This is a genomic window from Siccirubricoccus sp. G192, assembly GCF_019084075.1.
Classification (GTDB): domain Bacteria; phylum Pseudomonadota; class Alphaproteobacteria; order Acetobacterales; family Acetobacteraceae; genus G192.
This window is the reverse complement of sequence record NZ_JAHREN010000001.1, coordinates 3,193,411-3,218,395: the sequence shown is the minus strand read 5'-3', so window position 1 is coordinate 3,218,395 and position 24,985 is coordinate 3,193,411. Positions and strand designations below refer to the sequence as shown.

At 69.9% G+C, this 24,985-nt stretch carries 25 protein-coding genes and 2 pseudogenes; 14 read left to right on the top strand and 13 right to left on the bottom strand.

The features are described from left to right. The first annotated feature begins 33 nt into the window (after positions 1–33). The 9 genes and pseudogenes from trpE (at position 34) to lexA (ending at position 7,944) form a co-directional block, all read left to right on the top strand. Positions 34–1,536 (top strand): annotated as a pseudogene (gene trpE / locus KSF81_RS15435) (anthranilate synthase component I). Between the two features lie 45 nt (positions 1,537–1,581). Then, positions 1,582–2,442, top strand: a complete 861-nt coding sequence (locus tag KSF81_RS15430) for an amidohydrolase (RefSeq protein WP_217379748.1) — start codon at positions 1,582–1,584, stop codon at positions 2,440–2,442. 257 nt (positions 2,443–2,699) lie between these two features. Then, positions 2,700–2,831, top strand: a complete 132-nt coding sequence (locus tag KSF81_RS30945; RefSeq protein ID WP_256444262.1) for a hypothetical protein — start codon at positions 2,700–2,702, stop codon at positions 2,829–2,831. A gap of 96 nt (positions 2,832–2,927) precedes the next feature. Further along, complete coding sequence (locus tag KSF81_RS15425; RefSeq protein WP_217379747.1) at positions 2,928–3,533, top strand: aminodeoxychorismate/anthranilate synthase component II; 606 nt, start codon at positions 2,928–2,930, stop codon at positions 3,531–3,533. Next, positions 3,530–4,541: pseudogene (trpD, locus tag KSF81_RS15420) on the top strand (anthranilate phosphoribosyltransferase). Before KSF81_RS15425 ends, trpD begins: the two are co-directional and overlap by 4 nt. 32 nt (positions 4,542–4,573) lie before the next feature. Next, entirely contained in the window at positions 4,574–5,368 is a 795-nt protein-coding gene (trpC, locus tag KSF81_RS15415) for an indole-3-glycerol phosphate synthase TrpC (protein ID WP_217381715.1), read from the top strand. Positions 5,369–5,375: 7 nt separating this feature from the next. Then, positions 5,376–5,849, top strand: coding sequence for a cyclic pyranopterin monophosphate synthase MoaC (moaC, locus tag KSF81_RS15410; RefSeq protein ID WP_217379746.1), 474 nt, complete (start codon positions 5,376–5,378; stop codon positions 5,847–5,849). Beyond that, positions 5,849–7,054, top strand: coding sequence for a gephyrin-like molybdotransferase Glp (gene glp / locus KSF81_RS15405; protein ID WP_217381714.1), 1,206 nt, complete (start codon positions 5,849–5,851; stop codon positions 7,052–7,054). The genes moaC and glp overlap by 1 nt, the downstream gene beginning before the upstream one ends. Before the next feature lie 131 nt (positions 7,055–7,185). Beyond that, positions 7,186–7,944 carry a transcriptional repressor LexA gene (gene lexA, locus KSF81_RS15400; protein ID WP_217379745.1) on the top strand — a complete coding sequence of 253 codons (759 nt, stop codon included), beginning with the start codon at positions 7,186–7,188 and terminating at the stop codon, positions 7,942–7,944. 13 nt (positions 7,945–7,957) lie between these two features. Here lexA and KSF81_RS15395 read toward each other — a convergent pair whose 3' ends face one another. Both KSF81_RS15395 and KSF81_RS15390 read right to left on the bottom strand, forming a co-directional pair. Further along, positions 7,958–8,479 (bottom strand): hypothetical protein, encoded by a 522-nt coding sequence (locus KSF81_RS15395; RefSeq protein WP_217379744.1) that lies wholly within the window; start codon positions 8,477–8,479, stop codon positions 7,958–7,960. Next, positions 8,419–10,101: a ComEC/Rec2 family competence protein gene (locus KSF81_RS15390; RefSeq protein WP_217379743.1), complete on the bottom strand. Its 1,683-nt coding sequence runs from the start codon at positions 10,099–10,101 to the stop codon at positions 8,419–8,421. Before KSF81_RS15390 ends, KSF81_RS15395 begins: the two co-directional genes overlap by 61 nt. A 174-nt stretch (positions 10,102–10,275) precedes the next feature. Between KSF81_RS15390 and gltX the strand changes: the two genes are divergently transcribed. Continuing rightward, positions 10,276–11,682, top strand: a complete 1,407-nt coding sequence (gltX, locus tag KSF81_RS15385; protein WP_217379742.1) for a glutamate--tRNA ligase — start codon at positions 10,276–10,278, stop codon at positions 11,680–11,682. Between the two features lie 559 nt (positions 11,683–12,241). Here gltX and KSF81_RS15380 read toward each other — a convergent pair. From KSF81_RS15380 to KSF81_RS29765, 3 genes are read right to left on the bottom strand one after another with little or no spacing between them, the layout of a single operon-like run. Further along, positions 12,242–14,272: a DNA methyltransferase gene (locus tag KSF81_RS15380; RefSeq protein ID WP_254453548.1), complete on the bottom strand. Its 2,031-nt coding sequence runs from the start codon at positions 14,270–14,272 to the stop codon at positions 12,242–12,244. Then, positions 14,254–14,775: a type IIL restriction-modification enzyme MmeI gene (locus KSF81_RS29770; RefSeq protein ID WP_254453547.1), complete on the bottom strand. Its 522-nt coding sequence runs from the start codon at positions 14,773–14,775 to the stop codon at positions 14,254–14,256. The genes KSF81_RS15380 and KSF81_RS29770 overlap by 19 nt, the downstream gene beginning before the upstream one ends. 42 nt (positions 14,776–14,817) lie before the next feature. Then, complete coding sequence (locus tag KSF81_RS29765; protein WP_254453546.1) at positions 14,818–15,093, bottom strand: type IIL restriction-modification enzyme MmeI; 276 nt, start codon at positions 15,091–15,093, stop codon at positions 14,818–14,820. Between the two features lie 89 nt (positions 15,094–15,182). Between KSF81_RS29765 and KSF81_RS15375 the strand changes: the two genes are divergently transcribed. From KSF81_RS15375 to KSF81_RS15360, 4 genes are all read left to right on the top strand, one after another. Beyond that, the gene (locus KSF81_RS15375) at positions 15,183–15,386 is read left to right on the top strand and encodes a hypothetical protein (RefSeq protein WP_217381881.1); all 204 of its coding nucleotides are present in this window, start codon (positions 15,183–15,185) and stop codon (positions 15,384–15,386) included. Between the two features lie 8 nt (positions 15,387–15,394). Then, positions 15,395–16,345 carry a bifunctional enoyl-CoA hydratase/phosphate acetyltransferase gene (locus KSF81_RS15370; protein WP_375293333.1) on the top strand — a complete coding sequence of 317 codons (951 nt, stop codon included), beginning with the start codon at positions 15,395–15,397 and terminating at the stop codon, positions 16,343–16,345. A gap of 110 nt (positions 16,346–16,455) precedes the next feature. Next, positions 16,456–17,433, top strand: coding sequence for a tripartite tricarboxylate transporter substrate binding protein (locus KSF81_RS15365; protein WP_217379740.1), 978 nt, complete (start codon positions 16,456–16,458; stop codon positions 17,431–17,433). Between the two features lie 4 nt (positions 17,434–17,437). Further along, entirely contained in the window at positions 17,438–18,430 is a 993-nt protein-coding gene (locus tag KSF81_RS15360) for a tripartite tricarboxylate transporter substrate binding protein (protein WP_217379739.1), read from the top strand. Positions 18,431–18,441: 11 nt separating this feature from the next. On the opposite strand, the gene KSF81_RS31500 is transcribed toward KSF81_RS15360, so the two are convergent. Genes KSF81_RS31500 through KSF81_RS15320 form a run of 8 tightly spaced genes read right to left on the bottom strand, consistent with a single transcriptional unit; the run spans position 18,442 to position 24,982 of the window. Beyond that, on the bottom strand, positions 18,442–19,320 hold the full coding sequence (locus tag KSF81_RS31500) for a DUF697 domain-containing protein (protein WP_217379738.1): 879 nt from the start codon (positions 19,318–19,320) through the stop codon (positions 18,442–18,444). Continuing rightward, a complete protein-coding gene (locus KSF81_RS15350; protein ID WP_217379737.1) occupies positions 19,317–20,720 on the bottom strand; it encodes a YcjX family protein in 1,404 nt (467 codons plus the stop codon). The genes KSF81_RS31500 and KSF81_RS15350 overlap by 4 nt, the downstream gene beginning before the upstream one ends. Positions 20,721–20,731: 11 nt before the next feature. Beyond that, entirely contained in the window at positions 20,732–21,124 is a 393-nt protein-coding gene (gene gloA / locus KSF81_RS15345; protein WP_217379736.1) for a lactoylglutathione lyase, read from the bottom strand. Next, complete coding sequence (locus KSF81_RS15340) at positions 21,121–22,014, bottom strand: LpxI family protein (RefSeq protein WP_217381713.1); 894 nt, start codon at positions 22,012–22,014, stop codon at positions 21,121–21,123. Before KSF81_RS15340 ends, gloA begins: the two co-directional genes overlap by 4 nt. A 2-nt stretch (positions 22,015–22,016) precedes the next feature. Further along, positions 22,017–22,877, bottom strand: coding sequence for an acyl-ACP--UDP-N-acetylglucosamine O-acyltransferase (lpxA, locus tag KSF81_RS15335; RefSeq protein ID WP_217379735.1), 861 nt, complete (start codon positions 22,875–22,877; stop codon positions 22,017–22,019). Positions 22,878–22,882: 5 nt separating this feature from the next. Continuing rightward, positions 22,883–23,386, bottom strand: coding sequence for a 3-hydroxyacyl-ACP dehydratase FabZ (gene fabZ, locus KSF81_RS15330; protein ID WP_217379734.1), 504 nt, complete (start codon positions 23,384–23,386; stop codon positions 22,883–22,885). 3 nt (positions 23,387–23,389) lie between these two features. Next, positions 23,390–24,430 (bottom strand): UDP-3-O-(3-hydroxymyristoyl)glucosamine N-acyltransferase, encoded by a 1,041-nt coding sequence (gene lpxD, locus KSF81_RS15325; RefSeq protein ID WP_217379733.1) that lies wholly within the window; start codon positions 24,428–24,430, stop codon positions 23,390–23,392. A gap of 18 nt (positions 24,431–24,448) precedes the next feature. Next, entirely contained in the window at positions 24,449–24,982 is a 534-nt protein-coding gene (locus KSF81_RS15320; protein WP_309139572.1) for an OmpH family outer membrane protein, read from the bottom strand. Between the last annotated feature and the right edge of the window lie 3 nt (positions 24,983–24,985).

Here is a 24,985-nt window from a genome sequence, read left to right as displayed (position 1 = left end):
TCACCAGCCTTCCACCGACCAGGATCAGACCCGATGCCGCTCCCCGACTTCGCCGTCTTCAGCAACGGTCTTGCCTCCGGCCAGGGCCAGTTGCTGTGGCGCGAGCGGGTCGCGGATCTGGATACGCCGGTCGGTGCCTTCCTGAAGCTGGCAGCCGGGCGGCCCAACAGCTTCCTGCTGGAAAGCGTGGAGGGCGGTTCGGCCCGCGGCCGCTATTCGGCCATTGGCCTCGAACCCGACCTGATCTGGCGCTGCCGCGACGGCCAGGCCGAGTTGAACCGCCACGCCCTAGCCGCGCCGCATGGCTTCGTACCGGAGAGAGTGCCAGCGCTGGAGAGCCTCCGCGCGGTCATCGCCGCAACGCAACTGCCCCTGCCGGCTGGGCTGCCGCCGATCGCCGCCGGGCTGTTCGGCTATCTCGGCTATGACATGGTGCGGTTACTGGAGCGGCTGCCGGCCAGCAAGCCGGATGTGCTCGGCATCCCGGAAGCGATTCTGGCGCGGCCAACCATCATGGCGGTCTTCGACCATGTGCGGGACACGCTGACGCTCTGCACCACCGTCTGGCCAGGCGAGGCGGAGCCGCAGGCGGCCTGGGACGCGGCGCAGGCGCGGCTCGACGAAGCCGAGGCGGCGCTGGACCGGCCCCTGCCCCGCCCCGCCGCGCCGGTCAGCCTGCCGCCCCCCCGGCGCCCGAGAGCAATTTCACCGAGGCCGGCTTCATCGCGGCGGTGGAGCGCGCCAAGGAATACATCCGCGCCGGCGACTGCTTCCAGATCGTGCCCTCGCAGCGTTTCAGCATGCCCTTCGCCCTGCCGCCCTTCGCCTTGTACCGGGCGCTCAGGCGGATCAACCCGGCGCCCTTCCTGTTCTTCTTCGATTACGGCGGCTTCGCGGCGGTCGGCGCCTCACCGGAGATCCTGGTGCGGCTGCGCGACGGGCAGGTGACGGTGCGGCCCCTCGCCGGCACCCGCCGCCGCGGTGCGACGCCGGAGGAGGACCGCGCGCTGGAGGCGGGAATTGCTCGCCGATCCGAAGGAGCGGGCGGAACACCTGATGCTTCTCGATCTCGGCCGCAATGATGTCGGCCGGGTCTCCGCGATCGGCAGCGTGCGTGTCACCTCGCAATTCCAGGTCGAGCGCTACAGCCAGGTGATGCACATAGGCAGCGAGGTGCAGGGGCGGCTGCGCCCTGGCCTCACCGCGCTGGACGCGCTGGCGGGCGGCTTCCCTGCCGGCACCCTTACCGGCGCGCCCAAGGTGCGGGCGATGGAGATCATCGAGGAGTTGGAACCCTCACGCCGCGGCATCTACGCCGGCGGCTTCGGCTATTTCGGCGCCGATGGCGGCATGGACACCTGCATCGGCCTCCGCACCGCGCTGGTGAAGGACGGCGTCATGCATGTGCAGGCCGGCGCCGGCGTGGTGGCGGATAGCGACCCACAGGCGGAATATGAGGAGACGCGGCAGAAGGCGCGGGCCCTGTTCCGTGCGGCGGAGGAAGCGGTGAGGTTCGCGGCGGGCCGCAAGGCATAGCGTCGCATCCGGGCAGCGGCCCGGCAAGCAACAGGAGGAAACCCGATGACCCGTCCCTGCCCCGGCCCGCGCGCCGTCACCAGCCGCCCGAACTGGCAGCCGCCCGCCAACAGCACCGACTGCCATTGCCATATCTTCGGCCCCTATGATCGCTACCCGCTCTCCCCCGGCCGGTCCTACACCCCACCGGAAGCCTCCATTTCCCAGTACCTGGAAATGCTGGACACCATCGGGATCCGCCGCACCGTCATCGTCCAGCCCAGCATCTACGGCACCGAGAATGCGGTGACGCTGGATGCGGTGGAAGCGATCGGCCCCGATCGTGCCCGCGCCGTGGTGGTGGTGGATGACGGATTCGATGCCGACGCACTCAACGCGATGGCAGAGCGCGGCGCCTGCGGCGTGCGCTTCAATGCCGTCAGCGGCAATGGCACGCCGCTTGAGCAGTTGGAGCGTCTGGCGGACCGCCTGGCACCGCTCGGCTGGCACCTGCAACTCTATACCCATGCCGAGCAGTTGCTCGAACTGGAGCCGGTGGTCGCCCGCCTGCCGGTGCCGGTGGTGATCGACCATATGGGCGGCTGCAAGGCGGCGGAGGGTGTCGAGAGCACCCCCTTCCAGGCCCTGCTGCGGCTGCTGGAGCGCGGCGCCTGGGCCAAGCTGTGCGGCTATCGGTCCTCCGCCGGCCATCCCTATGCGGATGTCGCGCCCATGGCCCGCGCCATGATCGCGGCTGCGCCCGATCGTTGCGTCTGGGGCACCGACTGGCCGCATCCCTCGCTCAATACGCCCGAGGAAGTGCCGGATGATGGGCAGCTCATGAGCCTGCTTGGCCAATGGGCGCCCGGGGCGGGGCAACGCCGGGCAATCCTGGTGGACAATCCGGCACGGCTCTACGGTTTTTAAGCATGGCTGCATCAGCCCTCTTGCCCGGCGGGCCGGGCGGGGGCTAGGCTGCCGCCATGGTCACGATGCAGCCGCGCCGCGGCACCGACCTTGTCGCGCGATTTTGGTATAGCTGGTACACACCGGCGGCCTAGGATCAGCGCACCCACTCGCAGACCCCAAAGCCGCCACGCCCTGGCGGCTTTCGTGTTTTCTGCGCTCCTGCTCTCCACGAAATCCTGCCAGCGGTTCGGCGGCCCCCACCGAAGGAGGCCATCATGCAGCGCAGCGACTATGATTTCGATGTCATCACCGGCCCTTCGACACAGCCGCCACCCCCAGCCCAGCCCGCCACCGAGGCGCCGCGTGGCCAGGACAGGCAAATTCCGGACACTACCCCACGTGGCTGAACGGCAACCTACGAATCTCAGCCCCGCAGCAGGCGTGGGGTCGAAGGAGACGCGCTCGCTTGACCGTGGCGCAGCCGCGCGGGAAAGTTCCGCCGCATGATCCTGCTGATCGACAATTACGATAGCTTTACCTTCAATCTCTATCACTTCCTGGGCGACCTTGGAGTGGAGGTCGAGGTCCGGCGCAACGATTCCCTGACCAGTCAGGAGGCGCTGGAGATGCGGCCGGAGGCAATCCTGCTCTCCCCCGGCCCCTGCACGCCGAATGAGGCTGGCATCTGCCTGCCGCTGATTGGTGCCGCTACCACTGCGGGCGTTCCGCTGCTCGGGGTCTGTCTTGGCCACCAGGCGGTCGGCCAGGCCTTCGGCGGCACCGTGGCGCGCGCGCCCGAGCCGGTGCATGGCAAGGTCTGGGAGGTGCATCACCGCGGCACCGATGTCTTCGCCGGCCTGCCCAGCTCCTTCCGCGCCACCCGCTACCATTCGCTGGTGGTACGGCGCGAGGATCTGCCGCCTGAGCTTGAGGTGACAGCCTGGACGGAGGATGGTGTCGTCATGGGCTTGGCGCATCGCAGCCTGCCTGTCTGGGGCGTGCAGTTCCATCCCGAGAGCATCGCCAGCCAGCACGGCCACGACCTGCTGAGGAATTTCCTATCGCTGGCCAAGGTTCCCGCCAGGGCGCCCCTGGTGGTGCCTGCGTGAACAGCCTCAAGCCGGTCCTGGCCCGCCTGGCCGCCGGTGAGCGGCTGGCGGAAAGCGAGGCGGAGCATGCCTTTGGCCTCATCATGGCCGGGGAATCCACGCCGGCGCAGATCGCTGGCCTGGTCATGGCGATGCGGGTGCGCGGCGAGACGGTGGCCGAGCTCACCGGCGCGGTCCGCGCCATGCGCGCCCGCATGGCCGCGATCGAGGCGCCGCCGGGCGCCATGGATATCGTTGGCACCGGTGGCGATGCCTCGGGCAGCCTCAACATCTCGACCGCCACCGCACTCGTGGTGGCGGGTTGCGGCGTTCCGGTAGCCAAGCACGGCAACCGGGCGCTCTCCTCGCGCTCCGGCGCGGCGGATGCGCTCTCGGCACTCGGCATCAACCTCGATGTGCCGCTGGACCGGCTGGAGGCGGTGCTGGCCGAGGTCGGCATGGTCTTCCTGATGGCGCCCCGGCATCACTCGGCGCTACGGCATGCTGCCGGGCCACGGGTGGAACTCGGTACCCGCACCATCTTCAACCTGCTGGGGCCGCTCGCAGATCCGGCCGGGGTGAAGCTGCAGCTTACGGGCGCCTATAGCCCGACCTGGCTCCGGCCGATGGCGGAAACCCTGGCCCGGCTTGGCACCGAGCGCGCCTGGGTGGTGCATGGCCAGGGGCTGGATGAGATCGCGCTTTCGGGCGAAACCCAGGTGGTATCGCTGGAAGGCGGCGTGCTGCGCGAGTTCAGCATCGCCCCCGAGGATGCCGGGCTGGAGCGCGCCCCCCCCCGAGGCGATCCGGGGCGGCGAGCCAGCCGAGAATGCGCTGGCGCTCACCGCCCTGCTGGCCGGGACCGCCGGCCCTTATCGCGACATCGTTCTGCTGAACGCGGCCGCCGCCCTTGTGGTGGCCGGCCGTGCCGACGATCTCCGCGCCGGCGCGTTGCAGGCGGCGCGCTCCATCGATACCGGGGCCGCCGCTGCCACCCTGGCTCGCCTGAAGGACGCCACCGCCCCATGAACGCCCCCCAGGTCATCATCCCGGGATTCGAGATGCCGGACGCCCTGGCCCGCATCCTCGCCGATAAATACGAGGAGGTCCGGGCCCGTGCCGCCGCCGCCCCGCAGGCGGAGCTGGAACGCCAGGCTCAGGCCGCCGCCGCGCCGCGCGACTTTACCTCCGCCCTCTGCAATGCGGTGGCCGAAGGCCGGGTCGGGCTGATCGCCGAGATCAAGCGTGCCTCGCCCTCCGGCGGGCTGATCCGCGATCCCTTCGACCCGGCGGCGCTGGCTGCGGCCTATTGCACCGGCGGTGCCACCTGCCTCTCCGTCCTGACCGATGCGCCCTATTTCCAGGGCTCGCCCGAGGATCTGAAAGCGGCCCGCGCCGCCTGCCCTCTGCCGGTGCTGCGGAAGGACTTCATGGTGCATCCATGGCAGGTCTTCGAATCCCGCTGCATGGGCGCCGATTGCATCCTGCTGATCATGGCGGCGCTTTCCGACAGCCAGGCGCAGGAGCTGGAGGACATTGCCCGTTCCCTGGATATGGCAGTGCTGGTGGAGGTGCATGATCGGCGGGAATTGGACCGAGCGCTCGGCCTGGAATCGCGGCTGATCGGCATCAATAACCGTAATCTCAAAACCTTACAGACCGATATTGCAACTTCAGAGGAATTGGCGCCGCTGGTTCCCGCCGACCGTATCCCGATTGCCGAGAGCGGCATCCGCACGCCCGGCGATGTCCGCCGCATGGCAGCCGCCGGCGCCCGCTGCATCCTGGTGGGCGAGCATTTGTTGCGGCAGCAGGATGTGACCGCGGCGGCGCATCACCTCGTCCACGCACTGTAGCTCCAGCATGAGCGGCTTCACCCATTTTGACGAGCAGGGACGCGCCGCCATGGTGGATGTCTCCGCCAAGCCGGAGACGGAGCGCATGGCCACGGCCCGTGGTCGGGTACTGATGGCCCCGGAAACCCTGGCCCGTATCCAGCAAGGCCAGATCGGCAAGGGCGATGTGCTGGGGGTGGCGCGGCTGGCCGGCATCATGGCGGCCAAGCGCACCAGTGACCTGATCCCACTCTGCCATCCCCTTATGCTCTCGAAAGTGGCCATTGACCTCACCCCCGCCCCGCCGGATACGGTGGAGATCGAGGCGGTGGTGAAGCTTACGGGCCGTACCGGGGTGGAGATGGAGGCGCTGACCGCCGTGACGGTGGCGGCGCTCACGGTTTATGACATGTGCAAGGCCATCGATCGCGGAATGCGAATTGAGGCTGTACGGCTTTCCCATAAATCCGGCGGAAAATCCGGAACTTACGAGGCAGGATGATGATCTCGGTCGAGGAAGCGCGGGCCCGCATCCTCGGCGCCCTCTCCCCCACCCCTGCGGAGACGGTGCCTCTCGCCGCCGGCTGGGGCCGGGTTCTGGCCCGGCCGGTGCATTCCCGCGTCACCCAGCCGCCGGCCGATGTCTCGGCCATGGATGGCTATGCGGTGCGATCGGCGGATGCGGCCGAGGGGGCTTGGCTCGACGTCACCGGGACAGCACCGGCAGGTCATCCCTATGAAGGTGCGGTCGGCCAGGGCCAGGCGGTGCGGATCTTCACCGGTGGCTTCATCCCGGAAGGCGCCGATGCGATCCTGCTGCAGGAGGATGCGGAGGCCGTCGATGGCCGCGTCCTGGTAAGGGAAACCGTGCGGCCGGGCCGCTGGGTTCGCCGCCAGGGCCTGGATTTCGCAGCAGGCGAGGAATTGCTCCCAGCCAGCCGCCGCCTGACGGCACGTGATATCGGCCTGGCGGCGGCTGCCAATCATCCCTGGCTGGCAGTGCATCGGGCGCCGCGAATCGGCATCCTGGCCACCGGCGATGAAATCGCCCTACCCGGCGACCCGATTCCGCACGGGGGCATTGTCAGCAGCAATGCCCATGCCCTGGCCGCACTGGTATGTGCCGCTGGAGGTGACCCGTTGGTGCTCCCCATCGCGCCGGACGATTCGCAGGCCATCGCCGAGGCCGCCGCCGCCGCCCGTGCCTGCGACATGCTGGTGACCACCGGCGGCGCCAGCGTCGGCGACCACGACCTGGTGCAGAGTGCACTTGGGCCGGAAGGTTTCGCCCTAGACTTCTGGAAGATCGCGATGCGGCCGGGCAAGCCGCTGATCTGGGGCAGACTCGGGACGACGCCGGTGCTCGGATTGCCAGGCAACCCGGTTTCAGCCCTGGTCTGCGGCGTGATCTTCCTGGTGCCGGCGCTGCAACGGCTTTGCGGCCTGCCGGGCCAAGCACCGCGAACGGTCCGGGCGCTGGCCGGTGCCGCGCTGCCTGCGAATGATCGCCGCTACGATCACCTGCGGGCACGGCTGGAAACGGATGCGGATGGCCACCTCACCGCCACTCCCTTTGCGTTGCAGGACAGTTCCATGCTGAAGACCCTGGCCCGGGCCGAGGGTCTGGTGCTGCGGCCGCCAGACGCCCCCGCCCTTCCGGTGGGCGCACCGCTCGATGTCATTCCGCTGGGCGAGCTTGGCATCTAATTTCGATGGCCCACGGAAAACATTTGACCCGGCGCCAGGAACCTTCGTAGAACGCTTCCTGAGGTTGCCCGTTTGTTCCCAGCCCTAGGGAATAGCGGCGCGACCCGAGGGACGAAGGACGGAGGCGACCAGTGCTTACGCGCAAGCAGCACGAGCTGCTGATCTTCATCGACAAGCATCTGCGCACGACCGGCTTCTCCCCCTCCTTCGAGGAGATGAAGGAGGCGCTGAAGCTCAAATCCAAGTCTGGCATCCATCGGCTGATCACGGCGCTCGAGGAGCGTGGGTTCCTACGCCGCCGCGCGCATCGTGCCCGGGCGCTGGAGGTGATCCGCCTGCCGGAGAACATGGCCCCGCGCCGCGGGCTGGAAGCCAATGCCGCCGGGGGCAGCGCGGGCAGCCAGGCACGGGAGGTGCCTGCGGCCCCTGCCGGCTTCGCGCCCAATGTCATCCGCGGCAATTTTGCCAGCCATCTCGCCGGCGTGCAGAAATCCGCGCATGAGGCGGCAGCGGTGCACCTGCCGCTCTATGGCCGCATTGCCGCCGGCCTCCCGATCGAGGCGCTGCGGGACTCCGGCAGTAGTGTGGAATATCCGGCCGCACTGCTCGGCACAGGCGAGCATTATGCGCTGGAAGTAGCCGGCGACTCGATGGTCGAGGCCGGTATTCTCGATGGTGACACGGTCATCATTCGCCGCGGCGATACGGCGGAGAACGGTGCCATCGTTGTGGCGCTGGTGGATGAGAACGAAGTGACGCTGAAGCGGCTCCGCCGGCGTGGGAATTCCATTGCCCTCGAAGCCGCCAATCCGCACTACGAAACGCGTATCTTCGGTCCCGACCGGGTTAAGGTGCAGGGCCGGCTGATCGGGCTTCTCCGCAAGTATTAGGACAGTCTCGCCCCTATTGGACGACGGCCGGCGGCTCCGGTGCGCCGGTGCCGCGCGGCTGCGGTGCCGACGGAACCCAGGGCCGGGCGCCGCGTGCTTCGCGGTCGTTCAGAACGCGAAGCCCAGCCGGTTCCAGCCACACGGCATGCGGCCCGTTACGCCAGACGGCGAAGCGGTCCACTACCTTCGCGCTGCAACGGCCGCGAACTGGCTCGGCGGAGACTACCAGCGCCACGCGAGCGCAGGCCTCCTGCGGTGGATCGCCACGCAGCAGAACCGCCGCCGGGGCGTTCAGCGCCGGGCGGAGCGTGCAGGCGCCGGGGCGGCAGAGGATGGCACCCTCTGCCAGGCTGCCCTCCCGCGGCAGGGTTTCCGCCGCTGCCTCGCCATGGAGGCGGAGCCAAGTATCACGCGCAAGGCCGGAAGCCCCCGCGAGACGCTGGAGATAGGTGACCTCCCCGGCCCGCAATGCGATCAGGCGGGCATCGGAGGAGACCAGGATATCGGGCGGATTCTGCCAAGCGCCGCTGGCCATGCCCAGCACCAGCAAAGGCAGGCCCAGCAGCCGCAACCCGCTGCGCCAAAGGCAGAGCCAGAGCAACCCGAATGCGGTGATAGCCAAGCCCCAGGCAGGTACTGGCGGCGCCAGCATCGCGGCCCCCGGCCAGGCGGCCACCCAGTGCGCGACCAGCAGGGTCGCCTCCACCCCCAGCCCATGGGCACCAGCGCCAACCCCTCCAGCCCCAGCGGCATCAGCGCCACCGCTGCCATCCCCGCCGGCATGACCAGCATCGAGGCCAGCGGCACCGCCACTGCATTCGCCACCACGCCGTATAATTGCAGCCGGCCGAAATGATGCAGACCGAAGGGCGTGGTCGCGGCACCGGCGAGCAGCGACGTCGCCACGAGCCCGAACAGCGCCACCGCCAGCCGTCGCTGCCAGCGCGCGCGCGGCCCGCCGGCGGGCAGCCGTGGCCGCAGCCATTCCCAGCCGGCAATCAGCGCCAGCACCGCGGCAAAGCTCATCTGGAAACTGGCGCCCAATACCGCGGCGGGCTGTGCCAGCAGGATCAGGGCCGCGGCCAGCGCCCAGGCGCGCAGGCTGATTGCGCGGCGGCCGGTAAGCAGTGCCAGCGTCGCCAGCGTCGCCATGGCGAAGCTGCGCTGCATCGGCACCTGCGACCCGGTCAGCAGCATGTAGACGCCGCCCACCGCCAGCGCCGACATGGCCGCCACCGCCTTCACCGGCAGCCGCAAGGCGAGCCAGGGCACCAGAGCCAGCAGCAGGCGCAGCAGGCCGAAGGCTACCCCCATGACGATCGCAATGTGCAGGCCGGACACCGAGAGCATATGCGCCAAGCCGGAATCCCGCATGGCATTGAGATCGGCGACCGGAATGGCGCTCTGCCCGCCGGTCAGCAGCGCCACCGCAACGGCGCCGGCGGCACCGGGCAGTGCCGCGGAGACTCGCGCTTCGATGGTGGCGCGCAGGCCGGCGAGAGCGGGCGCCCCAGCCTCCCCTGGCACCACCTCCGCCCGGCCGATCGCGAAGCCGCTGCCGCCCAGGCCGGAGAACCAGGCGGCACGCTGGAAGTCCCAGGCACCGGGATGAGCCGGCGCGGCCGGCGGCCGGACCAGGGCGCGGACCCGGACCTCATCGCCGGGCTGCGGCCGGGCCGGGTCCTCGGCGCGCAGCCGCAGCCGGATATGCCGCGACTGCGGCGCGCCGCCATCCAGCCGGGGCGCCGACAGGGTCAGCCGACGGCCATCCGGCAGCAGATCCACGCTGGTGACACGTCCGCTGACGATACTGGCGCCGCGCGGCAGATCGAGCGGCGGCGGTTGCCGTGCGGTGTGCCAGGTGGCGGCGGCGAAGCCCAGGCCGGCCATGGCCACCAGGCCCAGCGCCCAGCCGGCCAAGGGCCGCCGCAGCCCCAGCCAGACCGCCAGCAATACCAGCGGCGGCGCCAGCCAAACCACCTCGCCGGAAGGCTCGGCCGGTAGGGCGAAATAGGCCAACACGCCCGCACCCAGCGCAACCGCCAGCCAGGGCGCGAGCCGCGCCTGCTCTCCGGCCAGGAGATTCCCCAGCCAGGCAATTGCGGTGGCCGGCCTGCCGGGCCATCGCAGAACTGGCCGGGCGAGGCTGAGGGACATGCCGCCGAAGGTGCGGTGCGACCCGCCATTGGTCAAGCAAAACGAAAGGGCGAGCCAGGGCTTTTTCCGGCAATCGGCAATGCTTTCCTGCATCCAAGCCACGCATGCGGTTCCCGTGGAGCCGGGCTTGATCTAGGAACGGGCTTCACGGCTGACGCCCCAGATAGGCTCGAGATGACCGTCCGCACCCGTTTCGCTCCCTCCCCCACCGGTTTCCTGCATATCGGCGGCGCCCGCACCGCGCTGTTCAACGCCCTGTTCGCCCGCCACCATGGTGGCGCCTATCTGTTGCGGATTGAGGATACCGACCGCGCCCGCAGCACGCAGGAAGCGGTGCAGCAGATCCTGGACAGCCTGGAATGGCTCGGCCTTTCCCCGGATGAGCCGCCCGTGTTCCAGAGCCGGCGCGAGGCCCGCCATGCCGAAGTGGCGCGGGAGCTGCTGGCGCGCGGCCATGCCTACCTCGCCTTCGACACGCCAGAGGAGCTGGTGGCGATGCGCGAACGCGCCATGCGGGAAGGCCGCCCGCCCCGCTACGATGGCGGCTGGCGCGACCGCGACCCCGCCAGCGCACCGCCCGGCCTGAAACCCGCCATCCGCCTCAAGGCGCCGCGGGAGGGCGAGACGGTGGTGAAGGACCTGGTGCAAGGCGAGGTGCGGGTCGGCAATGCCGAACTCGACGACATGATCATCCTGCGCTCGGATGGCACGCCCACCTACCTGCATGCGGTGGTGGTGGATGACCATGACATGGCGATCACCCATGTCATCCGCGGCGACGACCATCTCACCAATACCTTCCGACAATGCCAGATCTACGACGCCATGGGCTGGCGGCGGCCCTATTTCGCGCATATCCCGCTGATCCACGGGCCGGATGGAGCCAAGCTCTCGAAGCGGCATGGCGCGGTTTCCGTGCTGGAATTCCGCGAGCAGGGCTTCCTGCCGGAGGCGGTGTGCAACTACCTGCTGCGCCTCGGCTGGGGCCATGGCGATGAGGAATTCGTGCCCCGCGAGCGGGCGATCGAACTCTTCGACCTCAAGGATGTCGGCCGCAGCGCGAGCCGGATGGACTATGCGAAGCTCACCCACCTGAATGGCCAGTATCTACGCCAAGCCGATGACGCACGGCTGACGCAGGAGGTGCTGGAGCGCCTCACGCGGCGCGGCGTGCTGTTCGGCACCCGTGGCGCAGAGCGGGTCGAGCGGCTGATGCCCGATCTCAAGGAACGGGCGAAGACGCTGGAGGAACTTGCTGGCAGCGCCGCTTTCGCCGCCACCGAGGGCCCGCCGATGCTGGAGCCGAAAGCCGCCGCGGCGCTGACGCCGGAGGCACGGGCGCGGCTCGCCGACCTCGCGCAGTTCCTGAACAACGCGCCCTGGGAGAGGGCCGACCTGGAATCCTGGCTGCGCGACTATGCCGAGGTGAAGGGCATCAAGCTCGGCCAGGTGGCGCAGCCATTGCGGGTGGCGCTGACCGGCAGCCTGCAAAGCCCACCGATCGATGCCGTGCTCTGGGTGCTGGGGCGGACGGAGGCGATGGACCGTATCCTGGCGGTGGCGGAGCCAAGCGAGGCTTAGGAAGCCTTGCGGCTGAGCGGAAGGCGCGGCGGCCATCTTGGTTCTATTCCTATGGCCCGGCCGGACACCGCGGGTCAGGCAGCGCCGGCGCGGGCAGCGGGTCAGGCTGCAGCAGGGCCGCTATCCGGGGCCGCATTCCGTTGCTGCTCCGGCGCAGCCCTGTCGGCCGGCCTTCCCAAACGGTCGAGCATGGCGCGGCCGACCGCCCAGGCCTCGTCTGCGGATCGGTAGAACCGCGCCGAGCACCGATAGGGCTCCGCCCGGCCTTCCTCATAAATCGCCCAGGCCCAAGGCGTCGGCGGCCGGGCTTGGCGCTGCGCCCTGACGAAGAAGCGCGGCGGTGCAGCGCCCCCCAAGGGGCGGGTCCATCTGGAGCTTGTTCATAGGGGCAACCCAGGTCTTTGGATCAGGCACCTGATCCTGGTCAGAGGCCGCGCGAAGCCGGGAGTTCCCGGGCGCCAGAAATTTTCCGCCTCGCCCGCTGCGGCTTGAGCACAGGGGTGCCGCGTGCTGTCGCACCGGACGGCCTGAGTGGCCCGGCCGTGAGGGCCCAGAATTTTCAAGCCGGGACGCGGGCGGTGTTGAGGGCGAGGAGGCGGGCGAGCGCCTCCGCCTCCGGGATATCGGCGGGCCAGCCATAGGCGGCGGCGACGGCGGCATCGAGGGTGGCATGCAGCCCATCGAGCCAGGCGCCCTCGGGCTTGCCGCGGCTATTGTAGAGGGCGGTCAAGGTGCGGGTCTTCAGAATGGCAGCGGCTTTGGCGTCGCGCGGCAGGAGGCGGTCCGGGAAGCCGGGCACCACTTCCGGCACGCGCTGCACCAGATCGGGCGGGTTCAGCCAGCGGTCCCGCGCTTCCACCAGGGCGCGGGCGGCGGCGGCGATGGATTGGGCGCGCGGGTCGGCGGCGTAGGTGGCGGCGGGGAGGTTCGGGGTGAGGCCGTCCGGGAAGGGGAAGGTCTCGAAGGTGGTGGTGGGGGTGTAGCGCGGTCGGTCTTCCAGCGAGGTGCCTAGGCGCAGCGCCCAGGCTTCGTGGAAGCGGCTGTGCAGGATGCCGAATGTGGTGTCGTCATCGCGGGCGATAACAACGAGGTTCTTGTCAGGTCCGATGCGCAGCGGCAGCCACGCAAACACGCGATGCTTCGACACCTCTGGGGTGACGATCGCCCGAGGCAGCCGTAACAGCGCAACCTGCATATCTCGACGTGGCCGCCAATGCCGCCACCAGAAGCGCCTCAGCGGTTCAAGCGAGTTGGCGGCCCGGACCAGTTTCACGACATTCGCAGCATGGGCGTATGGCGAAAGATAGAATGCGGCGTCTTCCTCGGTCATGTCCGGGCCGAAGTCGATGCACCAGGAATCGCGCGAGCGTCGTGTAACGTCGATCCCGTTCCACCAAGGCCGCAGAACCGCAGTGTTCGACTGGCCGTTCGGATTGGAAGGCTCAGAAAGCCAACGGCGCGCTGTATCTCCATCAACCTCGAATGGCCCGGTCTTTTGAATTCCATTGAAGGCAATCTTCTTGTTCTCTGCCAATGCAACAGCGGTGGTCAGATTTGCGGCTTCCGCTGTCAGATCGGCGTGGATGGCTGTGACCTTTTCGCCATCAAGGCGGCAAGGAACGGTGACATTGCTGCTGAAGCACACCAGCGACACCCGCACCGCTGCACCATCCAGCGTCCATGCCTCATCCGACCAAGCCTCCAAGATCACGCCCGACTCGCAGATACGGTCGAGCACCCGCCGGTTCGCGCCGCCGCGAATGCTGTTCGTCGCCACCAGCCCCGTGCGCAACGTGCGCCCTTCGGCAATCGCCTCCCGCGCCTTCTCGAACCAGTAGCACACCAGATCCGCCCCACCCGGCACCCGCCCGGCATAGGCCGCGCGCAGCCTGCGCGTGTAGTCCTCGCCCAAGGTGCCGATCATCGCCTTGTCGCCGAGGAAGGGCGGATTCCCGATGATCGCATCCGCCGCCGGCCACTCCGCCGCCGTGCCGGACCCGGACAGCACCGCATCCCGGCACTCGATGGTGTCCAGCGCGCGCAGCACCGGGTCGCGCGGCGCCTCATAGCCGTTGCGCCGCGCCCATTGGATATGCCCGATCCAGACGGAAACCCGCGCCAGCTCCGCCGCATAGGGATTGATCTCGATACCGAGCAACTGCTCCGGCCCCACGGCGGGGAATTCGCGTTGCAGGCCCAGCGCCTCCGCCTCCAGCCCGGCGCGATGCTCGATATCCTTCAGAGCCAGCAGCGCGAGGTAGAGGAAATTTCCCGAACCGCAGGCCGGGTCCAGCACGCGGAAGCGGCGCAGGCGTTCCAGGAAGCCGGTGTATTCGGCGCGCGCCGCATCGGCGCCCTGCTGCCGCGTGGCGGGGGTTTTCGCGGCGGCGGCGCGGGCCAGCGCCGCCTCCAGCCGCGCACGCGCCGCCGCCCAATCCGCCAGCAGCGGCCGCACCACCACCGGCTCCACGATCTGCATGATCTTGTCGCGGTCGGTGTAATGCGCGCCCAATTGGCTGCGCTTGTCGGGGTCCAGCCCGCGCTCGAACAGGGTGCCGAGGACGGAGGGGTCTATCTCGCTCCAGTCCATGCCGGCGGCGCGGCGCAGGATGCCGATCTCGGCGCCCTCCAGCGGCAGGGCCGCGTCGGTGTCGAAGAGGCCGCCGTTGAACCAGGGGTGGGCGTGAAATCCACCTCGCCGCCCGGGTCGCGCATGGCGCGGAACAAGCGCCTGGCATACTCCTCGAATCGCGCGGGGGATTTGGCCGCAGCCTCCAGCATGCGCGTGAAAAGGCCCTCCGGCAGCAGCGCCGCGTCATCGGCAAAGAGGCAGAAGACCAGGCGGTTGACGAAATGCGCCACCGCCTGCGGGTCATGCCCGCGCGCCCTGAGCCGCCGGGCGAGTTCGGCGAATTCCGCCGCCGCTTCCTCGGTCAGGCCCTGGCGGGTCTTTTCCGGGCGCAGCGCCTCCGGGTTGGTGAAGGCGTGCTTCAGGACGGCGCGGCGCCCGGCATCGCGCAGCTCCTCGATCCGCAGCACGATGGGGCGGCTGATGCTGTTGGTCCAATTGGGCCGAAGGATGAAGGTCTCCATGTCGGAGACGATCAGTAGCGGCGGATTCTCCAGCGCCGGGGCTTATTGCTGCAACTGCACGAAGGCGGCGTTCAGGTCGCGGCGCTTGCCCTTGTATTCCCAGCCGAAGCAGCCGCGCTTCCAGACATCGGCCCAGCCCTCGCCGCCGGTGGTCTTCGTGGCGCCGCGTTCGAAGCAGTACCACTCGCCGCGCGGGTCGGCATCGGTGGGGGTGGGTTCGCCGAGCAGGCGGCAGAGATCGATGAAGTGGGACTGGGCGGCGGCGCGCTCGGTCAGGGTGGCGCCATGCCATTTGGCGATGAAGGTCTCAGGGGTCATTTCAGGCGGGGATCATGACGCAATCCTGCGCCCCTCGCCAGCCGAGGTCAGCCGCGCCACAGTGCCGGCCGACAGGACAGGACCCCTCGATGACAGCCTTTCTGCTGGACCCCGTCGCGCTCCGCGAGCCTATCCCGTGCAGCCGCATCGTCACCGAAGCTGGCGCCGCGGATGACCGGCACATGGTGCAGGGCGGGCTCCGCTCTGCCGAATGGCCGCAGCAAACTGGCTGGTGGCCGGAGAGCCCGGCCAATGCGCCGGCGCGGCCCGGGCCGTGGCAGGCGCCAGGGTAGGCGGCGTCATGGCCGAGATGCCGCGCTCCGGCTCCGGGCTTTTCGAAGGGCTGGTGGAACGGGCTGCCGCCGCCGGCCCGCCCCTGCCCTGCGCCGTGGTCCATCCGGCCGACGCGGCGAGCCTTTCCGGCGCGCTGGAAGCCGCGGCGCGCGGGCTGATCCTGCCGATCCTGGTCGGCCCCGCGGCACGCATCCGGCAGGCTGCGGCCGAGGCGGGGCTGGACCTGGGCAGCCTGCCGATCGAGGACGTGCCGCATAGCCATGCCGCCGCCGCCCGCGCCGTGGCGCTGGTGCATGAGGGTCGCGCGGCGGCGCTGATGAAGGGCGCGCTGCATACGGATGAGCTGATGCAGGCGGTGGTGGCGCACGAGGGCGGGTTGCGCACGGAACGCCGGGTCAGCCATGCCTTCGTGCTGGATGTGCCGCTCTACCACAAGCCGCTGGTGGTGACGGACGCGGCCATCAACATCCTGCCCGATCTGGAGCAGAAGGCGGATATCGCGCGTAATGCCATCGACCTTTGCCGGGCACTCGGGCTCGAACAGCCGAAACTCGCGGTGCTCTCCGCGGTGGAGACGGTGACGCCGCGGCTGCCGGCGACGGTGGAGGCGGCGGCACTGTCCAAAATGGCGGAACGCGGTCAGATCGAGGGCGGGCTGGTGGACGGGCCGCTGGCTTTCGACAACGCCATCAATGCCGATGCAGCGCGGGCCAAGGGCCTGACCGGCCCGGTGGCTGGCGATGCCGATATCCTGCTGGTGCCGGATCTGGAGGCCGGGAACATGCTGGCCAAGCAGTTGCAGTACCTGTCAGGGGCGGAAGCGGCAGGGGTGGTGATCGGCGCCCGGGTGCCGATCGCGCTGACCAGCCGGGCGGATGGCATGCGGGCAAGGCTGGCCTCCTGCGCGGTGATGCGGCTGGGGGCGGCGATGCGGCTGCGGAAGCATGGGGCGAGTTGAAGAATATTCTAAATACACAATCATAGGTAGTATTTGTGTTCGGCAGGCGCGCCGGTAGCGGCGGCGCCGGGCGGCCTGTAGCATCCCGAAAAACCACGGGAGGATCCGCCATGACCAGCCGCCGCGCCCTGCTCGCAGCCACTGCCGCCATGCTGGCCGCACCGCGCCTCCTGCGGGCCCAGGGCGCATGGCCGGAACGGCCGGTGCGGATCATCGTCCCTTTCCCGCCTGGCCAGGCCGCCGATATCTTCACCCGCGTCTATGCCGATGAGTTGTCGCGCCGCTGGCCGCAGCGCGTGGTGGTGGAGAATCGCGGCGGCGGCGCGGGCGCCCCGGCGCTGGAGGCAGGCGCGCGGGCAGCGCCGGATGGCTATACGCTGATCGCCGGCACCTCCGGCACGCTGGGTGTCAACCCGTCGGTGCTGCCGCGGATTCCCTATGATGCCGAGCGGGACTTCGCCTTCATCACCAATGTCGTCGTGCTGCCGCTGCTGATCGTGGCGCATCCCTCCTTCCCCGGCCGCACCGTGCAGCAGGTGGTCGAGGTGGCGCGGGCCGAGGACGGCAAGCTCGACCTTGCCACCGCCGGGCCAGCCAGCAGCCAGCACATGGCAGCGGAGCTCTTCGCGCACCGCACCGGCGTGAAGCTCAACATGGTGCATTACCGCGGCAGCGGCCCGGCCATGGCGGATCTATTGGCGGGCAACGTGAAGCTGATGATGGACAGCGTCGCTTCCTCCCTGCCGCATATCCGGGCGGGCTCGCTGGTGCCGATCGCTGTCACCACGCCGACCCGCGCGCCGCAATTGCCCGAGGTGCCGACCATCGCCGAGACGGTGGCGCCGGGCTATGGCGCCTATGGCTGGACCGGGCTCTGCGCGCCGGCGGCGGTACCGCAGGAGATCATCCGGAAGGTGAATGCGGATGTCACCGCCATCCTGCGCGAGCCCGCGGTGGTGGCGCGCTTTCTGGAACTCGGCGGCACCGCGACACCCACGACGTCGGAGGAATTCGGCAGCTTCGTCCGTGCCGAAATCGCGCAGTGGCGCGAGATCGCCCGCATCGCCAATGTCCGGCTGGAGGGCTAGCGCGATGCGCCGCCGCCATCTGCTCGCGCTGCCCGCCGCGCTGCTGCCGGGCGCGGCAGTGGCGCAGGGGGCCGCCCCGGGGACGGCCCAGACGGCCACCTATCCGAACCGCACGGTGCGGATCATCGTGCCCTATGGGCCCGGCGGCAGCAGCGACATCGTGGCCCGCATCCTGGCGCAGCGGGCCACGGAACTCACCGGCCATTCCTTCGTGGTGGAGAATCGCGGCGGCGGCGCCTCCATTCCGGGCACCCAGGCTGTCGCTGCCGCACCGCCCGATGGCTACACCATCGGCACGGCCGACAATGCGCTGGTGGTGAACCCGGCGCTGTTCCGCGAACGGTTACCCTACGACACCGAACGCGACCTCGGCACGCTTGGCCTTGCCGTCACTGCGCCGCTGCTTTTGCTGGCGCACCCTTCCGCACCCGCGCGCAATGTGGCGGAGGTGCTGGCGGAGGCGCGCGCGCAGCCCGGCGCCCTCGGCATTTCGCATGGCGGCATCGCCACGCCGACGCATCTGGCGGCCGTGCAATTGCAGCTCGCCACCGGGCTGGAATTCACCCAGGTCGGCTATCGCGGCGGCGGGCCGCAACTTGCCGGGCTGGTGGCGGGCGAGGTGCACTACGGGCTTGTGGCGATCTCCTCGGCGCTCGGCCATGTGCAGGGCGGGCGGCTGCGGGCGCTGGCCGTCACCGGCAATGCGCGCAGCCCGCTGCTGCCGGAAGTGCCAACCATGGCCGAGGCCGGGCTGCCAAGCGTCGATCTGGTTGGCTGGTGGGGCTTCATCAGCCCCGCCGGCCTGCCGCCGGAGGTGGCGCGGCGCCTCCATGCCGTGCTGCTGGCTCCGGCGCGGGAGGCGGCGATCAAGGCCAGGCTGGAGGGGCTCGGCTATGGTGTCGTGGCAGGCAGCCCGGAGGATTACGCGGCACTGATCCGGCGCGAAATCGCGCAATGGAACGAGATCGTGGCGCGGGTCGGGATCAAGGTGGAATAGCGCCGGCCGCCTCAGCGCGGCGGCGTGATCCGGCACGCCTCCGCCGCCACTCGCGCCAGCCGCAACATGCGCCGCGCCGCGAGCGCCCCCGCCGCGGCCTCCCCGGCGAATTGCTCCAGCAATTTGTTGGAGAGCAGGGCTCGCGCCGCCGCATCCACCGCGATATCGGTGGCCGCCACCGCCGCCGCATCGAAGACCGTGCGCCGCAGCAGCGCCACCGTGCCCGCCAGCCCCGGCCGCAGCCCGTGCAGCGCCGCCACCTGCCGCACCAGCCTGACACCGCGCCAGGCGAAGACCAGCGCATCCAGCCCTGGCGAGGGGCTGATGGCGGTGACGGCGAAAGCCTGCACCGCCGCGGCGCGGCCGAGCGCATTGGCCTGGGTTTCCAGCCCGGCCAGCGGCCCGGCTTCCAGCAGGGCGCGGAGTTCCGCGATGCTGCCGACCTGGCGGAGCGCCGGCTGCAAGGGCGCTGCCTCGGCCATGCCGCCGGCCCAGCGCAGCGCCTCGGATCGCGCGGCTTCCAGATCGCCACGGGCGAAGGCGGCGCGGGCGCGGTCCACGGCGCGGATGGACAGCAGGCCACGCAACTCGGCCCAGCCCGCGGAAGCGATCAGTCCAAACCCTGCGACGACCACGCCCAGCGTCAGCCAGCCCTGCACGGCACCGCGGGTGAATTGCGCGGCGGTGAAATTCGCGGCCTCCAGCGCCCCGAGGCCGAGCCCCAGCACCACCACCCCGGCAGCCGCGCGTCCAAACCCGGACCAGCGCGAGGGCGGGTTCGGCGGCACTACCGGCACCACCGCCTGGTCCCAGCCGAAATCGAGCCGTGGTGCGATCTGGGGCTGGTCATCCTCCAGGATCACGCGGGGCCCCTTGGGCGGGTCGCTCACAGCAGATCTCCGATCAGCCAAGCCAGCAGGCTATCCAGGCCGAGATGCGGAACGCCCGAGACCCCCTGCGCATCCAGGCGCGGTGGCTGGAATTCCGGCATCTCGAAGAATCCATGGTCCCAGAAGCCGGGCTCGGGTGGACGCAGCGGCACCTCGCCGGGATAGATGCGGGCGGAGCGGCCATCCCGCAGCAGCACGCCGCGCACCGCGGCGACCGGGCGGCCCTCCAGGGTTACGACATCATCCTCGGTGCAGCGGATGGCGGCGATGGCATGCACCGCGGTGGCGGCGCCGGCGCCCTCCGCCCGATTCTGCGGCGCAGCCACCAACGCGCCCAACAGGGCCGCCAGCGCATCCCGCTGCCGCCCCGGCACATGGTCGGCCTTGGTGGCAACGAAGGCGGCACGGTCGACGCCAGCGCCGGTAAGGCGATCGAGCCAGGAGCCACCATAGCGCAGTGCCGCGGCGATGGCGGCCAGGGCTTCGGCTGTATCCTCGAAAGCCTCCTGGCCGGCATGCAGCGCGCCCAGCACGTCCACCAGCACCGCCTGGCGCTGGAAACGGCGGAAATAGGGTTCGAAGAAATTATCGCGCTGATCCGCGACATAGGCCGCATGGCGACGCGCCAGTAGCATGGCGAGGCCGCTGCCCTCGGGGTGCGGCAGCGGGAAGAACCAGAGGATCGGCGCCTCGCCGCGTGGCCCCGGGTTGAGCACGCGGCCGGGCTGGAGGAAGCGGAGGCCGAGCCGGTCCCGGCAGTGCCGCAGCGCGTCGCGGTAGAGGATGAAGCCGCGCCGGGCCAGTGCCTCGTCATCCGGCGTGCCGGCGGGCAGTGCATCCACGAAGGCGAGGAAGTCCCGCGCCGCCTCCGCGCGCGGTCCACGTCGCAGGCGTTGCAGCGTTGCCGCCGACCACTCAGCGAAATCCTGCGACAGCATCGGCAGGTCGAGCAGCCATTCGCCGGGATAGTCGAGCAGTTCGAGCGTGATGCTGCGGCTGCCAAGCAGCCCGCCGAGCCAGGAGCGGCGCTCCACCTCCAGGGTGAGTTCCAGGGTGGAGAGATCCTCGGTGCGGCCGGGCCAGGCGGGCGGGTCGGCGGCCAGCGCCGCGAGATGCGCCGCCACATCGAAGCGCGGCAGGCTCTCGATACCGGCCGGCACCAGGCGCACGCCGCGCAAACGCCCGCCCGCCGCCGCCTCCAGCGCCGGCAAGGTCCGCCGCCCCTGCCCCGCCGCCAGCAGATTGGCGAGCAGCGAGGTGAGGAACACCGTCTTGCCGGCCCGGGTCAGGCCGGTGACGGCGAGCCGGATGCGCTCCTGCCCAAGCAGCCCGCGGCCGAGCTGCTCGGCGCCCATGGCGGCGTCGCGGAGCAGCCCGAGCGGGTCTGTGAGCGATGCCACGGCAGCGCGGATCAGCCGCGCTGGATCAGCTCAATCTTGTAGCCGTCCGGGTCTTCCACGAAGGCGATGATGGTGGTGCCGAATTTCACCGGCCCAGCCTGGCGCGTGACCTTGCCGCCGCCGGCCCGTACCGCTTCGCAAGTGGCGGCCACATCGGGCACGCCGATCGCCAGATGGCCGAAGGCGCTGCCCTGCTCGTATTTGTCGACGCCGTAATTATAGGTGAGTTCGATCTCGGCTCCGCCGGATGCATTGCCGTCGCCGAAGCCGAGGAAGACCAGCGTGTACTTGCCATCCGGCACGTCGCGCCGGCGCAATTCCTTGAGGCCGAGCAGGCGGGTGTAGAAATCGACACTGCGTTGCAGGTCGCCGACCCGGATCATGGTGTGCAGGAAGCTGCTCATGGGGATGTCTCCTTGGGCTGGAATTCCTCGGGGCGGAACGCCAGCAGGAAGAGTCCGGCCGCATCCGCCGCCGCCACCGTGGCCGCGCGGTCCACCAGGATGGTGCCCTCGGCCTCGATGGCAATGCCGGCGAGCCCCGCCGCGATAGCGCCCCGAATGGTGACCGGCCCAACGGTGGGCAGGTCCAGGCGCCGATCCTGCCCGGGCTTCACCAGCTTGACCAGCACCCCGCCCGGGCCCTCCCGCCTGAGCCCGCCGCAACGCGCGAGCAAGGCATCGGTGCCCTCGATGGCTTCCACGCCAAGCACCAGCCCCTGCTGCACCACCGCACCCTGGCCGACATCTACGGCACCGAGCGCCTGCACCACGGCGATGCCGCGGGCGATATCGGCGCGGGACGCTGCATCAGGCACGGCCCGAGTCAGCAGGCCAGGAGGTGGCAGGATGTCCTGGAGCACAGCATGGGCCGCCTGGATGTCAAAGCCTTCCTCCTCCAGCACGCGGGCCACGGCACGGAGCAACCCGTCATCGCCGGCGAAGAAGGCGCGGCCGATCCGCGCCAGCAGTCGTGCCCCGGCGGCATCGGGCCTGAGCCCGAGCATGGAGGGGCGTTGCGCCTGCCCGATCATGACCAGTTGCCGCACGCCCTCGGCCCGCAGCCGAGCCAGGATGCGGCCGGCGGCGCCGGGGCGCTCCAGCACATGCGGAATGCCGGCCCAGGCAGCGGGATCGGCCCAGCCGGCCAGCGCCACGACGAAGACCGGGCGGCCGGCGGCCAGCGCGGTCCGAGCAACGTGCAGCGGCAGTTCCCCGCCGCCGGCCAGAATGCCAAGCGGCGCGCCCGAGGCCCGATGGTCGGGCCCGGGGGTCTGAACCGAACCGCCAGACAGACTCACGGTCCTTCCCCGTTCTCCTCATCGACGCCGCCCAATTCCGGGGCGGCCATGCGGCCGGGGCGGACCAATTGGCGGCGGCGGGAGGGCTCGCGGATGAAGGCGATGATCTCCTCCACCAGGGCCTCCCCGGCGAAGCGGGTGGCGGCCTGCTCCATCTTCGCGGCGAATTCGCCGGGGTCCTTGAACAGCAGGTTGCTGGCGACGCGCAAGGTGCGAAGCTGCTCGCGCGAGGCGCCGCGGCGCAGCAAGCCGATTCGGTTGAGACCAACGAGCCGGGCCGGCAGGCCGAAGACATAGCCGAAGGGTGGGATGTCGTTGGTCACGCCGGCCAGGCCGCTCACCATGGCGAGCCGGCCGATCCGCACCGTCTGGTGCACCGCCGCGCCGCCGCCGATGAAGGCACCGTCGCCCACATGCACATGGCCACCCAGCATGACGTTGTTGGCGAGGATCACGCCATCGCCGAGCATGCAGTCATGCGCGACATGCGCCATGGCCATGATCATGCAGCCGGCGCCGACCCGCGTGACACCCTCGGCGCCGACGCTGGCGCGGTGGATGGTGACCCCCTCGCGTACCAGGGTGCGGGCACCGACCTCGCAGCGTGTGGGTTCGTTCTTGTATTTCGTATCCTGCGGCGGCGTGCCGATGCTGGCGAAAGGCAGCACCTTCACACCAGTGCCGAGCCGTGTGGCGCCGTCGAGCACGACATGCGAGACGAGTTCGACACCTTCCTCGAGCACCACTTCGGGGCCGATGCTGCAGAAGGGACCGATGCGGCAGCCGGCGCCGATGACGGCACCCGAAGCAATGCTGGCGCTTGGGGCGATGACGGCGCCTGGGTCGATATGGGACAAGAGAATCAGCGATCCATGATCATGGCGGCATAGGTGGCTTCCGCCACGATCTTCCCGTCGACCTTCGCCTCGGCATGGAATTTCCAGATATTGCCACGCTGGCGCTGCTTCACGACATGCACGCGCATCTGGTCGCCGGGACCCACGGGCCGGCGGAACTTGGCGTTCTCGACAGTCATGAAATAGACCAGCTTGCCACGCGCATCCGGGCCCAGCGTCTCCACCACCAGCACGGCGGCGGTTTGCGCCATGCATTCGATGATGAGCACGCCCGGCATCACCGGCCGCTCCGGAAAATGGCCCTGGAAGAAATTCTCGTTGATGGTGACGTTCTTGATGCCGATGGCGGAGACGTTCTTCACCACCTCCACCATGCGGTCCACCATCAGGAAGGGGTAGCGGTGTGGAATCGCGCCCATGATCTGCGCGATCTCGAAGGTCTCCACCGCGTACCCGCCAGCCTGTTGCGGGGCCGCGCCCTGCGCCGGTCCTTCGCTGGTCGCGTCCATACCCTAACCCGCCTTCCCATCATCTCGCCGGCTACCGACGCCGAGCTTCCTCAGCCGGGCTATGGCACGCCAGAACTCCCGCGCCGGCCAAGCCGGGCTGCCAAGCATATCACTGCCGGCAGGCACGTTGTTCGTCACGCCGGCCTGCGCACCGATCCGCGCCCTGGCGCCGACATGGAGGTGTCCGACCAGCCCCGCCTGTGCCGCGACCGTGACGTAGTCGCCAAGCGTGGTGGAGCCGGAAATGCCAGCCTGCGCCACAATCACGCAGCCGCGCCCAACCCGGACGTTGTGCCCGATCTGCACCAGATTGTCGAGGCGGGTGCCCGGGCCGAGCACGGTGTCGCCCTGGCTGCCACGATCCACGCAGGCATTGGCGCCGACCTCGGCACCGTCGCCGAGCAGCACGCGCCCGAGTTGCGGCATCGTCTCGAAGTGCCCGTCCGGCGTGGGCGCGAAGCCGAAGCCCTCCTGCCCGATCCGGGCACCGGGATGCAGCACCACACCCTCGCCCAGCACCGCATGGCTAACGCTGCAATGCGCATGCAACCGGCAGCGGTCGCCAATTTCAACGCCCGAGCCGACCACGGCATGCGGATGCAGGATGCAGAAGCGGCCGATACGCGCGCCCGCACCGACCACGACATAGGGGCCGATCTCCGTCCCCTCCCCCAGTACCGCATCCGCAGCAATGACGGCGGTGGGGTGAATGCCGGGCACCGGGGCGGGCATCGGGTGGAACAGTGCGGCGACGCGGGCGAAGCCGAGATAGGGTGTCTCGGTCAGGATCGCCGCAGCGCCTGCGGGCATCTCCCCGGCCATGGCGGGAGCGAGCACCACGGCGCCGGCGCGGGTGGCGCGCAATGCGTCCACATAGCGGCGGTTGTCGAGGAAGCTCACCTGATCCGGGCCGGCCTCCTGCAAGGGCGCGACGCCCTGGGATTGCCGCGTGCCATCACCCTCGAAGCGACCACCAGCCGCGGCGGCGATGGTGGCCAAGGTCTGCGGACCGCTCGAAGCGAAGAAGCGCGGATCGGCCGCCATGGCGGTAGTCCCCCGTGGTCAGCGGCGCTGCGCAGGCTGCCCCTGCTGTGCCGCAGGCGGCGGAGCAGCAGCGCGGGGCGGCGTTGCCGCTGGCGCCGCTGGCGCCGCGCTCGCCTCGGCCGGCATGCTGACATTGCGCAGCATGCGATTGAACTGCTGCGACACCTCCTCGGTCAGATCGAAGGGCGGGTCGTTGAAGATCACCAGCGGCCGCGGTAGCACCAGGTTGACGTTGCGGCTGGCGGCGACCTGGCGAATCACCACGCCGAGCGCCTGCTCGATCTCAACCAGGGCACCCTGCGCCGCCTGTTCGATGGCGCGGGAGCGTTCACGGAAGATGCGCTGGCTGTCGGTGATGCGATCCTGCAGGTCGCGTTCGCGCTGGCGAAGCTGCTCGGGCGGCAGGCTGGCGCGCTGATTGGCCAGTTGCTGCTGCTGCTCGCGCCAGTTGTTCTGCTCGCGCTGGAGGTCGTCGTTCAGCCGCTGCCGGCGACGCTCGATCTCTTCGCGCACCTGGTTGAAGGCGGTGGAGACGCGCTGGATCTCCGGCACATC